A 13,700-nucleotide genomic window follows, 5' to 3' on the forward strand; every position below is an offset into this window, starting at 1 on the left:
AACCGTCGGTGTCCGCTCTTTGACGTGACGAGCGACACGGCTAGAGTCCCAGCGACCTCTTTATCGCTTGGATACGCCACCGTGACACAGACCACCCCCGCTCCCACGCATGAGCTGTCATCCACACAGCATTCCATCATCGTCCTGGGTTCAGGCATCGCCGGCCTTGCCTCTGCGCTGGCGTTAAGCCGGGACGGCCACACCATCACGGTGCTAGATCGTGACGCGCCCCCGCCTGCCACATCTGCAGACGAAGCCTTCACCCAATGGAACCGAAAAGGCGTCGGCCATGTGCGCCACAGCCATGCGTTCCTTGCAGTCCTCTATCAGCTGCTGCGCGACAGTTACCCGGATTTGCTGCAGCGCCTGCTTGATGCCGGGTGTCGCGAACTGACATTTGAAGATGGTCTGCCGGCGACGCTGCGCAATACCTACCAGCCATCACCGGAGGATCAGGACCTGACGATCCTCACCTCCCGCCGCACAACGCTGGAGTTTGTCATTCGCGGCTATGTCGCAGACCTTCCCAATGTGACGTTGGAAACAGGCGTCCGCGTGCGCGACCTTGTCGTCGATACAAAAACCAGGCCTCCGGCAGTCACCGGGGTAATGGCCGAAACAGATACATCACCTCTAAGCGCCCGCCACGCCGACATAGTGATAGATGCAACCGGCCGAACGTCACAGGTACCGTCCTGGCTGGCAAAGGAAGGCATCGTTCCAACGGAAGAGACCGAGCCATGCGGCATTCTCTACTTCACCCGGCACTACCGGCTGAAACCCGGATGCGAAGAGCCCTCCCGTGGCATCGTTCCTGGCGCCGGTGATCTGGGATATCTGAAATACGGTGTCTTTCCTGCGGACAATGGCTGCTTTTCCATCACCCTCGCCGTCCCTGAGATTGAAACCGGCCTGCGGATGGCCATGGTGGATCCCGCAAAGTTCGACGCGGCCTGTATGTCCCTGCCCGGCATCGCCGACTGGGTGTCACCAGACCGATCCGATCCGGCAAGCAAAGTGCTTGGCATGGGCAAACTTGCCAGTCGCTGGCGATCTTTCATCGCCACGGAGAATGAGGGCAAGCAATGCGCGCTGGTGACCAACTTCTTTGCTATTGGCGACGCTGCCATTCGCACAAACCCGCTGTATGGCCGCGGCTGCTCCTGCGCCTTCGTAGAAGCCCATGCGCTTGCAGAAACCCTGCAGGCCAACGGTGATCCCCAACAACGCGCGATCATCTATGCCGACAGGCTGGAGCAGGCCATCCGCCCTTATTACGACAGCATGGTGAAGCAGGACAAAAGCGCCATGCTTCAGGCCGAACGGGGCGTTAGCGGCGCAAAGACCGCGAGCCTGAAAGGCCGCTTGATGGCCAGCTTTGCTGAAGATGCCATCACGCCCGCCGTGCGCGGCAGCACGCCATTGCTGCGGGAAGCCATGAAAGGCTTTCACATGCTGGAGCCACCCATGGACTGGCTGCAACGTCCGGCAAACATTCTGCGGATCCTGTGGATGTGGGTGCGCCCCAAGGCCACAAAAAAACACCTCTATCCGCCAAAGCTCGGGCCCGAGCGCGATGAAATGCACCTGCGTCTCGACGCAAAGCCCGCCACCGCTTAGCGATACAATAAAAAATCAGAAAAGTGCTGCTCATGTCATTTCCAGAGCCCAAATTCATCGAGGCCAATGGCCTCAAACTCGCCGTCTATGAGCAGGGCACCGGTGTGCCCGTCGTCATGTGCCACGGCTTCCCGGAACTGGCCTATTCGTGGCGTCATCAAATACCAGCCATTGCGGATGCAGGCTTTCGCGCCATAGCAGCCGACCAGCGCGGCTATGGGCGCACGGTAGATGCGACAACCGGTAAAATTCCTGCAGCCATCGAAGACTACGACATGGAGCACCTGACCGGCGACATGGTGGCGATGCTCGATGAACTGGGCATCGACAAGGCCATCTTCTGTGGACATGACTGGGGCGGCTTTGTTGTCTGGCAGATGCCGCTGCGCCACCCCGACCGTGTCGCCGGTGTCATCGGCGTCAACACGCCATTCATCGCACGCGGCCCGATTGATCCGATCGAAGCCATGCGCGCCACAATGGGCGAAGACATGTACATCGTGTTTTTCCAAAAGCCCGGCGCAGCCGATGAACTGTTTGGCAAGGACATCGCGAAGTCCCTGCGCTTTTGGTACCGCAAGAGCGCTGTCACACTCGAAGACTTCGACAACGCAGCGCCTGACGCCGCCAAGAACCTGGCCCTCGCGAAACTGTTTGAAGTCCCCGAAGAAGAATGGGGCGGTGACCCGCTGCTGACCGCTGAAGAAGCGGCCTACTATCACGAAGCCTTCACCAGCACCGGCTTCACCGGTGGCCTCAACTGGTACCGCAACTTTACCCGCAACTGGGAACGCTCGAAAGACCTTCCCGAAAAGGTGAATGTCCCCTGCCTGATGATTTCAGCAGCAAATGACGTTGTCCTGCGCCCGGAACTCACCGAAGGCATGGAGCAGTTCTGCCCGGACCTCGAGAAACATATCATTCCAGACTGTGGTCACTGGACTCAGGCTGAAAAGCCGGATGAACTGAACGCTCTCATCACGGACTGGCTGAAACGCCGCTTCGCGTAGGACGACAACGAGGGGCAACCTCAGCAAAATGAGCGACCGAGCAGCGCTTCTATTCGCCAATGATGCGTTCTATCAGGCCTTTGCCGATAGCGACATTCAGGCCATGGCCTCGTTATGGGCCGCTGATGACGCCATCACCTGCCTGCACCCCGGCTGGGCACCACTACGCGGATTTGAAGATGTGCTGTCATCCTTCCAAAACATTTTTGAAGGACCTGCCCCACCCGCCATCACCCCCCTGTCCGCGGATGTCACTCTGCATGGCTCTGTCGGCATTGTGATTTGCTACGAGTTGATCGGATCGGATTATCTGATTGCCACGAACATGTTCCGCAGGGACGAAGCTGGCGGCGGCTGGAAACTGATCCATCATCAGGCGGGCCCAGCGAATGAGCCGCCCGTGCAAGAAGAAGAAACAAAACCGACTGCCATCAATTAGGCAGCAACGATCAACAGGGGACGCAGACAATGGACATGATGGCCGATATCGCCCGTGAGGGACCGCTGATTCAGGGCTGGGTGTACTGGATGATCGTCCTGAACACAGCCGCCATCCTCTTTGTGTTTCATCGTGTCGAGGCGCGTTGGGTTCTGGCAGCGTGGGTCGCCAATCTCTTCTTGATGGGCTTTCTCTACGACACTTACGGCTACACCCGCATCTTGGGTCTCTCTCACATCATTCTGTGGACCCCGCTGCTTGTGTATCTCTGGCGACGGCGCACCACCTTCGATGCGTCGACCTGGGGCGGGCGGTATCTCTGGGTGCTCTCGATCACCATCTTCGTGTCCCTGATCTTCGATTACGTAGATCTGGTACGCTATTTTATGGGCGATCAGGCCGCATAATTCCTTGTCAGGCCTTGAATTTTGACCTTCCTGACTAATTTGTAAGCTCCCTTGGCGTGTGCGGTGCACATCGTTATGATCGCGCCGCAACATGCCTGGCGGGAGCCGCAGCCATAAGCGCGGTGGCCATCGCCAATATCAAAGGCGTGTTTTCTTTTTTGTGGGATTTCCCGCCATTTATAAGCAGCCGCGCCGCAATGCGCGTTTGCAGGAGTAAGGCTATATGAGCCAGGCGCTATCACGCGCTGACGTGCCGGACTTTGAGCCGCGCGAGCCCATCGACACTCGCGCCCGCCCCGGCATTGACCGCCCCCTTCGCATGCTGATGCCCAGCTACCGCTCCAACCCCACCACTGGTGGCCAGGGTGTGTATATGCGCCTTATCACTAAGGCCCTGGCGGATCGTGGCCACGAAATCGACGTCGTGTCCGGCCAGCCCTATCCGGTGCTGGACCCGCGCTGTCGGCTGATCAAGCTGCCATCGCTGGACCTGTATGCGGACCCGCACCCGATCAAGGCGCTGTGGTCCGGCAAGATGCGCGACTGGCTCGATGTGAAAGAATGGTGGTGGCACAATTCCGGTGGTTTCCCCGAGCCCTATACGTTCGGTGAACGCATGGCCAAATGGGCTGAGACCCGCGTCAACGATTACGACATCGTTCACGACAACCAGACCCTGTGCTGGGGTCTCCTCAAAATGCGCGACATGGGCATGCCGGTGCTGGGAACCATCCACCACCCCATCACCCGCGATCGCCGCATCGACATCAAGCACTCGCCAAACCCGTTTTTCGCCTTCCTGAAGTGGCGTTGGTATTCCTTCCTCAACATGCAGATCAAAGTCGCGCGCGAACTTGAAGACCTCATCGTGGTCTCCAAATCCACGCTGCGCGATGTGTCGAAGGATTTCGGCCTCGATCCCAATCGTCTGGAGCTTTGCTATCACGGCATTGATACAGAGCAGTGGCGTCCCATGCCCGAGATCGAGCGCAAGCCAAACCGGTTGATCGCCTGCGCCAGTGCAGATGTCCCTCTGAAGGGTCTCATCTATCTGATCCGCGCATACGATCAGTTGCTGCCAAAGTATCCGGACCTCGAACTGGTCGTCATCGGCTCCCTGCGCGAAGGCAACACGTCCAAGGAACTTGAGCGTCGCGGCATCAAGGACAAGGTGAAATTCGTGTCCGGCGGTCTGACCGACGAAGACATCACCAAGATGTATGCAGAAGCCACCATCGCCATCTCACCGTCCGTCTATGAAGGCTTCGGCTTCCCCTGTGGCGAAGCCATGGCGTGCGGCGCACCGGTGATTGCAACAGACGGCGGCTCGCTTCCTGAAGTGGCCGGCGATGCGGCACCGGTTGTGCCCAACTCCAATCCGGACGCTCTGGCTGCACAAATCTCGAAGATGCTGGACGACAAGAGCCTGCGCGACAGCATTGGCGCTGCGGGCCGTGAGCGTATGCTCAAGGAATTCCAGTGGAGCCGCACTGCCGAGAACCTCGAAAAAATTTATCTGGAGACTATCGGACGTGCGCACGGTCGACTTCGCCAAGCTTAACCTTCAGGAAGGCGACCGGGTTCTGGACCTTGGCTGCGGCGAAGGACGGCATATGCATGCTGTCTACTTTGCCAAGGACGAGATTCAGGCCGTTGGTGTCGACCTGTTGCTCGAGGATGTTCAAAAGGCCCGCAAGGGATTCTTGGATTTTCCAGACCTTGACCCTTCAAGCCCGCGCAGCTTCGGCTTTTCGGTCGGCAATGCGCTCAAGCTGCCCTTTGCTGACAACACCTTCGACAAGATCATCTGCTCGGAAGTGCTGGAGCACATCCCCGACTATCTGGGTGCCGTGAAAGAAATCAACCGCGTGCTCAAGCCGGGCGGCAGGTTTGGTGTGTCCGTGCCCCGCTACTGGCCCGAACGCATCTGCTGGGCCCTGTCCGAGGACTACCACAACACACCCGGCGGCCACGTGCGCATCTTCAGCGAAGGTCAGCTGCGCGGCGCCGTTGAAGCGCAGGGTCTTTCCTTCCTGCAGCGCCATTGGGCGCACGGCCTGCACTCACCCTACTGGTGGATCCGCTGTGCCGTTGGTGTCCGCGATGACGAGAATTTCTTTGTCCGCACTTATCACCGCTTCCTGGCGTGGGACATCGTCAAGCGCCCGTGGCTGACGCGGATGCTTGAAAAGATCGCAGATCCCCTCATGGGCAAAAGTGTCGTGATGTATTTCAGCAAGGCCACCCAAAGCGGGGGCGCATAAGCGGTGAGCACTCTTCACCTCACCAAGGGATCAAAAATCCACGACGGCCTGTTCGACGGTGCCGTTGCGCGCATTCTCGAGTTGCAGCGCGATGACGGTTCCATCCCCTGGTATGACGGCGGCGTCTTTGATCCATGGAACCACACCGAAGCGGCCATGGCACTTGATGTCATGGGCGAGCGCGAGGCCGCTGTGCGGGCGTACCAGCACCTTGTGGACATCCAGCTTGAAGATGGGTCCTGGTGGATGGAAATGGGCTCTGCCGTCCCTCTGGACGAGGATGAGCAGCGCTACACCGGCGAGGACGAGCAGGACAAGAAATACGAGCGCGACACCAACAGCGCTGCCTACATCGCAACGGGCATCTGGCATCACTATTTGCTCACACAGGACACAGACTTCCTGCAGCATTTCTGGCCGACCATCAAAAAAGCCTTCGCATTTGTTGTCAGCCACCAGTCAGAGCACGGCGAAATACGCTGGGCCTCCCGCGACACCGATGCGCCTGATGACGCATTGATCACCGCAAGCTCTTCCATCCACAAGAGCCTGGAGCACGCAGCACACATTGCCGCGACGCTCGGCCATACTGACCTTGCCGGTGAATGGATTGCATCACGCGAAGCCCTTGGAGACGCCCTGCGCCACAAACCACACCGGTTTGACCGCACATGGGAACCAAAAGACACCTTCTCCATGGACTGGTACTACCCCGTCCTTGGTGGCGCCCTCACTGGCGATGCCGCCTACGCAAAAATCGCTTCGCGGTGGGATGAGTTCGTGCAAGACGGCGTCGGCTGTCGCTGCGTGGTCCATGAGCCATGGGTGACTGTTGCTGAGTCGGCAGAGCTCTGCCTCGCCCTGCTGGGTATGGGCGACCGCAAACGTGCCGAGAAAATGCTGTCGTGGCAGCATCAGCATGCCGATGACGATGGGGCCTACTGGATGGGCATTCAGACCGAGGTCGGCAAACCCTGGCCTGCCGAAAAGCCCGCATGGACTGCGGGCGCTGTCATTCTTGCTGCCGACGCCGTGACGCAATCAACTGCGGCCTGCAACGCGCTCATTGACCACACCCTGCCGGATATTGACGGTCTAGATGCGGCGCAGGATCGCCAGCGTCTCAATAAGCGCTAGGCCACGAAACAAGCCTGACGCCAGCGCCAGCTCGTACACCTCGTAAGGCGGCCGCCCCCCCGTCTCGGGATCCGGATGCACATCGTGAATGGCCAGAATACCGCCCGGTGCAACTTTCGGCGCGAACAACCGATAGTCCGTAAGCGCTGCCTCCAGCGTGTGCCCACCGTCAATAAAAACCATGCCTAGGGGCTGTTGCCAGACCCGAGCAAAATGTGCCGCTGACGTCGCCACCGGGATCACCACATCTTCCAGACCCGCATCCCTAATGGTCTTGCGAAAAAGCGGCAAAGTATCAATTCCACCGTGCCCATCGGCCAGATCAGGGTCATGGAACATCTGACCGGGCTGATTTTCTTCAGACCCGCGATGATGATCAACGGCCAGAACCTGCCCGCCGCCATCGCGCGCACCAAGACCAAGGTAAACGGTTGATTTACCACAATAACTGCCGATTTCCAGCGCAGGACCAAGGTCGGCGCTTGCTTGAGCATGCTCCCGCAGGGCCTGCCCTTCTTCAGGTGCCAGGAAGCCTTTTACAGTCTCAATATCAATCGGGAGGTCAGAAGATCTCATCTCAACCATTCAGCAACTTAGGTTTGGGACTATGCAATCAAAGATTGTGACGTCAGATTTTCAGATACAAACCGGGGCATGACTATGGCTGAAAAACCAGGCACTGCAGAACAGAAGCTTGCAATGATCCGCGCGCAGCTTGAAGCAATGAACAATAGCATTGCAGCAACGCGCAAGGAAATCAGTGACATTGGTGAATCAAACACAGCAGGTGATCGCGTGAGCGAAGCAACCGGCGAGCTGGATGCCATCGTCGAGGCAACTGAAAGTGCCACATCCTCCATTCTGGAAACCGCCGAAAAACTGGATGACATCGCCACCAACGTTGCCGCCTTGGACAATGGAAGCGACGCAGCCGCAACGCAGGGCGAAGCCATCGGAGAACTGACCGCCGAGATCTTTATGGCCTGCTCCTTCCAGGACATCACCGGCCAGCGCATCAGCAAAGTCGTTGCTGTCTTGAAGGAACTTGAGCGTCGGACATCTGCCTTGCTTGGCGATGAGGCCCCTGCAGTCGATACGCGTCCCGACGCCCACCTGCTCAATGGACCCGCTGCAGAAGGCGAAGGCATTGACCAGGACGCCGTTGACGCAATGTTCGCCTAACAGATCTGCGCCGACACACCGCTAGATTTTTTCCGCAAGCACATCTGCAAACAGCTCAGCATCGGCATTGCCGCCGCTCAGAACAGCGACGCTGGTCTGCCCTTTGGTCTCCACCGAGCCATTCAGCAGCGCTGCAAGGGCGATAGCACCGCCCGGCTCCAGCACAAGCTTCAACGCGTGAAATCCAAACCGCATGGCGCGGGCAACGTCAGCATCACTGACAGCCACCCCCTCACTGACGCTTTTCCTGTTCACATCAAACGTCAGCTCTCCGGGCGTGGGTGCTAGCAACGCATCACAGATTGAGCCTGTGGTGGAGGGATTCTGGTGTCGATGACCGGCGGCCAGTGACCTGCGCGTATCGTCAAACGCTTCAGGTTCAACCGTGAGGATGCGGGTTTTGGCCGACAGGGCCTTCATTGCCGTCGATAGCCCAGCAGTCAGTCCGCCCCCACCGCACGGCACAAGCACCTGATCGGCAACATGGCCCGCCGCACTGAGCTGCTCGACGATCTCAAGCCCCACGGTGCCTTGCCCTGACATGACATCAATATCGTCATAGGGCGCTATTTTGACCTGCCCGCCTTCGTTGGATATGGCGGTCGCAATTTCCTGGCGGTCCTCGGTTGCACGATCATAGCCGACCACATCTGCGCCAAGCGCGAGTGTCGTCTCACGCTTTGCTGTGGGCGCATCGTGCGGCATCACAATCGTTGCCGGCACGCCGAATGTGCGCGCCGCCATCGCGACGCCCTGCGCATGGTTGCCGCTCGACCAGGCCACCACACCGTTGGCCCGCAGGTCCTCATCGATCCTGGAAAGGGCTGTGTAAGCACCGCGAAACTTGAAGGCCCCGATGTGCTGCAGGTTTTCTGCCTTGAGGAAAACCCGCCCGCCAACAAGTCTGTCCAGCCCGTCATGGCGCAAAAGCGGCGTGACGAGAGCGTGGCCATGCAGCCGCGCGGCAGCGTCTTGGATCAGATCGAGGTCAAGTGGAAGGTTGCGCATCCCGCTTGTTATCGCACTAGAGGAGACGCGAAAACCACTTCTGGAATATCGCTTGATCCCGCGCGAGGCCTAACAAAACCCTAACAAAGGACGGCGGCGCGTTAACTCGACATTTGACTATTTCTGCGATCCTGAAACCTCAATTACCTCAAGGGATTGCCGCAATGCAAAGTCAGCAACTCAAACTACACGACGCTGCAACATGGCGCCCGGAGCATCAGGACTCTCCGCTCGCGCACGCGCAGGTGGTTCTGGCGTTCATGGACCCGGCACTTGGCGAGGCCGCAGAGGCGATCCGCGCCCTTCAGACTGACTTTCCAGAGGCAGACATTGTTGCCTGCAGCACCGGCGGTGAAATACTCGGTGACGAGGTCATGGAAGGGTCCGCGGTGGCAACCGCGCTGGCCTTCGACAATACGCCCACGCGTCTTGCCACAGCGGATGTGCAGACCTCTACAGACAGTTTCGCAGCCGGGCAGTCTTTGGGCATGCAACTCGCTGACGATGACCTGGCCGGCATTTTTGTCATTTCGGAAGGCCTGCAGGTCAATGGCAGTGAACTGGTCCGCGGCCTTCGTGAGAAAATCATTTCGTCCGCCGCCATTACCGGTGGCCTTGCCGGAGATGGTGCGGACTTTGGCGTGACCCGCGTGGGGGCAAATGAAAGTCTTCGCGCTGGCCGCATTGCAGCTGTTGGGTTTTATGGCGATGCGGTGCGCATGTCTCATGGCAATGCAGGCGGGTGGGAAGAGTTCGGTCCCCAGCGCCGTATCACCCGGTCAAAGGACAATGTGCTCTATGAACTGGACGGCAAACCGGCGCTGGATCTCTACAAGAAGTATCTCGGCGACGCCGCAAGCGAACTTCCATCCAGTGGTCTTCTGTTTCCCTTGAAGATCTGCCGCACGAACAACGAGGAAACCGCGGACGATCATGACGCGGTAAGAACGATCCTCGGTATCAATGAAGAAGACCAGAGCCTCACATTCGCCGGCGACATCCCCGAAGGCGAAAACGCTCAGCTGATGATGGGCAATTTCGAAAACCTGATTTCCGGCGCCGGTGACGCAGCAGCGAATGCCGCGCCGCGATGGGGCTGTGACAGCAAGAGCAGCATTGGCATCCTGGTCAGCTGCATTGGACGCAAGCTCCTGCTGGGTCAGCGCACCGGTGAAGAACTGGAAGCCGTGAGCGATCAGCTGAACGGCATGCCCACGATCGGGTTCTATTCCTATGGAGAGCTTTCGCCACATGCCGCATCGGGCATCTGCGAACTCCACAACCAGACCATGACAATCACTTTGCTGGGTGAAGCATGAGCGAGGCACCAACCTCGAAAGTGCCTGAAACGCTCCATCCCCTGTTGGAGCGACAGCTTCGTCGTGCCCAAAATCAGGATGGAACGATCGACGAGGCGGAACTGATCAAACTGGTTGATGGCGCGTATCGCGAAGGCGACGCCAACGCAGCGCGCAGCCGCCATGCCACCAAACTGATGTCCGAAGAAATGCTGGAGCTCAATCGCGCTCTGGAAGAAGAAGCTGAGGAAACCTTCCGCGCCATCATTTCAGGCGTCGATGAGGGCGTTATCCTCGCGACCCCTGACCTGCAGGTCGAATTTGCGAACAACGCAGCCGAGAATATTCTTGGGTATGCCTCCGACCAGATGGTCGGCAATACGCTGCGCCACTTTCTCCCTCACCTCGAGCAGCATTCAGGCGAACAGAGCATCACGGCGACCCACAGCAATGGCACGGAACTCGTCCTGCTGCTGACGCTCAGCCCGATCAGCCGCAGCACAAAACCGCACGTGATCTGCATCCTGAAGGACATGACCGAGCGATACCTGCGCGAAAGGGAACTCAAGGCCACGAGCGACAGGCTGCGCGCGGTTCTCGACAATGTCAGCCATGGCATCATGATGGTGGATCAGGCTGGCGAAATCACAGCCTGGAACAACCGCATTTGCGACGTGCTCCATCTCGAGCCGGAGTTCATGGAGCAACACCAGACGCTTGAGGCAGCGCTGCAGCATGGCGTGGCACCACAGCTTGAAAACAATGCCGCCCGCACCGAACTGATCGATTACTGGCGCGAGCGCTTGTCTGCAAAGCAACCCCAGTCTTTCGAACAACATACCAGCGAAGGCCGCACGCTGGATGTGAGCACCCAGCCGCTGCGCACCGGTGGTTTTGTTGCAAGTTTTGCTGACATTTCAGATCGCAAGGAAATTGAGAGTGAACTGCGCGCCGCCAAGGAAGCTGCCGAGGCTGCAAGCCACATGAAGTCGGAATTTCTGGCCAATATGAGCCATGAATTGCGAACGCCGCTCAACGCGGTCATCGGCTTCTCGGAAGCCATCGAGCAACAAATCATGGGCGAAGTGCCGGACATCTATCGCAGCTACGCCGGCGACATCCGCACTTCCGGCCACCACCTGTTGAGCCTCATCAATGATCTTCTCGATCTGTCCAAGATTGAGGCCGGGAAATTCGACCTTGAAGAAGAACAGGTCAATCTGGGCAACATCATCAGCGTCTGCCGCCGGCTGATTGAGCCGACAGCCGAGGCCAAGAACATCACGATTACCAAGGACGCAGCCTACCTGCCGCCGGTATGGGTGGACGAACGCGCCATGCGTCAGGTGTTTTTGAACGTCCTGTCCAATGCCGTAAAATTCACCGACCCGGGCGGCGAAATCGCCATCACGTCCAGCCTGTCTGACGTCGGTGAGATTATAGTTTCCATATCCGACACCGGCATCGGCATGGCACCGGAAGACATTCCGCGCGCACTCCAGCCTTTCGAGCAGGTGAGTAGTGCGCATACCCGTGGGCATGCGGGAACGGGCCTTGGCCTGCCCATGGTGGCGTCATTGCTGCACCTCCATGGCGGAGATGTCAGAGTGGAGAGCGAGCTGGGCAAGGGAACGACAGTTCACCTGCAGTTACCGTCAACGCGCGCAATGCCCGGTTACGTCCAGGTCGCCATGCTCGACTGATCCACCTAGTAGGCGAGGTTCGGCTGCAACCAGCGCTCTACAACGGACAGCTCCATGCCCTTGCGCTTGGCATAGTCCTCAACCTGATCCTTGTGGATGCGACCGACGCCAAAATAGGCCGCGTCAGGGTGTGCGAAATAATACCCGGACACAGCAGCAGCCGGGAACATCGCAAAGCTTTCGGTCAGTTCCAGACCGGTATTCGCTTCAGCTTCCAGAATATCGAAAAGCGTGCGCTTCTCGGTATGGTCAGGACAGGCCGGGTAGCCCGGTGCCGGGCGGATGCCGCGATACTTTTCCGAAACAAGATCCTCGTTCGACAGGTCTTCATCCGGCTCAAAGCCCCAGAACTCCTTGCGGACCCGCTCATGCATGCGCTCCGCAAAGGCTTCCGCGAGCCGGTCGCCCATGGCCTTGACCATGATGGACGAATAGTCGTCGTGGTCTTTTTCAAATTCCTTCGCCCGCTGCTCGACCTCATCACCGGTCGTGACGGCAAAGCCGCCGAAATAGTCAGCAAGTCCCGTGTCCTTGGGCGCAATGTAATCCGCCAGGGCGAAGTTCGGCCGGGCATTGGCGCCCTTGCGCTCCATCTGCTGACGCAGCGTATGCACCGTTGCCTTGACGGTGCTTCGGCTGTCATCCGTATAGAGCTCAATATCATCGCCGACAGCGTTGGCTGGCCAGAAGCCGATCACACCGCGGGGCTTGAACCAGCCTTCCCCAACAATCCGCTGCAGCATTGCCTGCGCGTCATTGAACAGACTCGTCGCGGTTTCGCCCACAACCTTGTCTTCCAGAATGGCCGGGTAAGCCCCCGCCAGATCCCAGGTGCGGAAGAACGGCGTCCAGTCGATCCGGCTCACCAGTTCGCCCAGATCATAGCCTTCAAACACCTTGAGACCGAGGAACTCTGGCTTGGGCGGCTCATAGCCCTGCCAATCAACCGGCACCTTGTTGGCGCGGGCCTTTTCAATGGGAAAGACGACAGTGTCCTTGCGGCCAGCCGCGTGCTTCTCCGCCATCTGCTTGTAATCGTCAGCGATTTCCTTGACGTACTCTTCCTTGCCCGTGTCAGACAAAAGAGCGGACGCTACGCCAACAGCACGGCTGGCATCGGTCACATAGATGGCAGGGTTTTCATAGTTCGGCGCGATCTTGACCGCCGTATGCACCTTTGAAGTCGTGGCACCGCCAATGAGCAGTGGAATGTCAAAACCCTGCCGCTGCATTTCAGCCGCGACGTAGCACATCTCATCGAGCGACGGCGTGATCAGGCCGGACAGGCCAATGATGTCCACTTTGTGTTTCTTGGCTTCTTCCAGAATGGTTTCAGCAGGCACCATCACACCAAGGTCAACCACATCGTAGTTGTTGCACTGAAGCACAACGCCCACGATGTTCTTGCCGATGTCGTGCACATCGCCCTTCACTGTCGCCATGAGGATCTTGCCCTTGGCACGAGTGTCGCCACTGCCCTCTTTTTCCTCTTCAATGAAAGGAATGAGGTGCGCCACCGCCTTCTTCATCACACGTGCGGACTTCACCACCTGCGGCAGGAACATCTTGCCCGCCCCAAAAAGGTCACCGACCACATTCATGCGGTCCATCAGCGGGCCTTCAATCACATGC

At 58.6% G+C, this 13,700-nt stretch carries 13 protein-coding genes; 10 read left to right on the forward strand and 3 right to left on the reverse strand.

Annotated features, from left to right (window positions below):
* Window positions 1-81 precede the first annotated feature (81 nt).
* The 7 genes from BN1012_RS10000 (at window position 82) to BN1012_RS10030 (ending at window position 6,877) form a co-directional block, all read left to right on the forward strand.
* Window positions 82-1,620, forward strand: a complete 1,539-nt coding sequence (locus BN1012_RS10000) for an FAD-dependent oxidoreductase (RefSeq protein WP_244442886.1) — start codon at window positions 82-84, stop codon at window positions 1,618-1,620.
* Window positions 1,621-1,652: 32 nt separating this feature from the next.
* The gene (locus BN1012_RS10005) at window positions 1,653-2,630 is read left to right on the forward strand and encodes an alpha/beta fold hydrolase (RefSeq protein ID WP_043949501.1); all 978 of its coding nucleotides are present in this window, start codon (window positions 1,653-1,655) and stop codon (window positions 2,628-2,630) included.
* Between the two features lie 28 nt (window positions 2,631-2,658).
* Window positions 2,659-3,069, forward strand: coding sequence for a nuclear transport factor 2 family protein (locus tag BN1012_RS10010; protein WP_043949502.1), 411 nt, complete (start codon window positions 2,659-2,661; stop codon window positions 3,067-3,069).
* A 29-nt stretch (window positions 3,070-3,098) separates the two neighbouring features.
* Window positions 3,099-3,476 (forward strand): hypothetical protein, encoded by a 378-nt coding sequence (locus BN1012_RS10015; RefSeq protein ID WP_043949503.1) that lies wholly within the window; start codon window positions 3,099-3,101, stop codon window positions 3,474-3,476.
* Window positions 3,477-3,699: 223 nt separating this feature from the next.
* The gene (locus BN1012_RS10020; RefSeq protein WP_081826319.1) at window positions 3,700-5,037 is read left to right on the forward strand and encodes a glycosyltransferase family 4 protein; all 1,338 of its coding nucleotides are present in this window, start codon (window positions 3,700-3,702) and stop codon (window positions 5,035-5,037) included.
* A complete protein-coding gene (locus tag BN1012_RS10025) occupies window positions 5,009-5,740 on the forward strand; it encodes a class I SAM-dependent methyltransferase (RefSeq protein WP_043949504.1) in 732 nt (243 codons plus the stop codon). The genes BN1012_RS10020 and BN1012_RS10025 overlap by 29 nt, the downstream gene beginning before the upstream one ends.
* A 3-nt stretch (window positions 5,741-5,743) precedes the next feature.
* Window positions 5,744-6,877, forward strand: a complete 1,134-nt coding sequence (locus BN1012_RS10030) for a glycosyl hydrolase family 95 catalytic domain-containing protein (RefSeq protein ID WP_043949505.1) — start codon at window positions 5,744-5,746, stop codon at window positions 6,875-6,877.
* Here BN1012_RS10030 and BN1012_RS10035 read toward each other — a convergent pair.
* Window positions 6,836-7,453: a class I SAM-dependent methyltransferase gene (locus tag BN1012_RS10035; RefSeq protein ID WP_244442887.1), complete on the reverse strand. Its 618-nt coding sequence runs from the start codon at window positions 7,451-7,453 to the stop codon at window positions 6,836-6,838. The genes BN1012_RS10030 and BN1012_RS10035 overlap by 42 nt on opposite strands.
* Window positions 7,454-7,537: 84 nt before the next feature.
* On the opposite strand from BN1012_RS10035, the gene BN1012_RS10040 reads away from it, so the two are divergent.
* Entirely contained in the window at window positions 7,538-8,059 is a 522-nt protein-coding gene (locus tag BN1012_RS10040) for a protein phosphatase CheZ (protein WP_052535055.1), read from the forward strand.
* A 21-nt stretch (window positions 8,060-8,080) separates the two neighbouring features.
* Here BN1012_RS10040 and BN1012_RS10045 read toward each other — a convergent pair whose 3' ends face one another.
* Window positions 8,081-9,067, reverse strand: coding sequence for a threonine ammonia-lyase (locus BN1012_RS10045; protein WP_043949507.1), 987 nt, complete (start codon window positions 9,065-9,067; stop codon window positions 8,081-8,083).
* A gap of 164 nt (window positions 9,068-9,231) precedes the next feature.
* Here BN1012_RS10045 and BN1012_RS10050 point away from each other — a divergent pair, with 164 nt between their 5' ends.
* Together BN1012_RS10050 and BN1012_RS16920 are read left to right on the forward strand one after the other, a co-directional pair.
* On the forward strand, window positions 9,232-10,386 hold the full coding sequence (locus tag BN1012_RS10050; RefSeq protein ID WP_043949508.1) for an FIST signal transduction protein: 1,155 nt from the start codon (window positions 9,232-9,234) through the stop codon (window positions 10,384-10,386).
* Entirely contained in the window at window positions 10,383-12,068 is a 1,686-nt protein-coding gene (locus BN1012_RS16920) for an ATP-binding protein (protein ID WP_052535058.1), read from the forward strand. The genes BN1012_RS10050 and BN1012_RS16920 overlap by 4 nt, the downstream gene beginning before the upstream one ends.
* 5 nt (window positions 12,069-12,073) lie before the next feature.
* Here BN1012_RS16920 and BN1012_RS17790 read toward each other — a convergent pair.
* On the reverse strand, window positions 12,074-13,700 hold a 1,627-nt coding region (locus tag BN1012_RS17790), incomplete at its 5' end, for a vitamin B12 dependent-methionine synthase activation domain-containing protein (RefSeq protein ID WP_043949509.1).

The sequence above is a fragment of the Candidatus Phaeomarinobacter ectocarpi genome (assembly GCF_000689395.1).
In the GTDB taxonomy this organism is placed as follows: Bacteria; Pseudomonadota; Alphaproteobacteria; order CGMCC-115125; family CGMCC-115125; genus Pyruvatibacter; species Pyruvatibacter ectocarpi.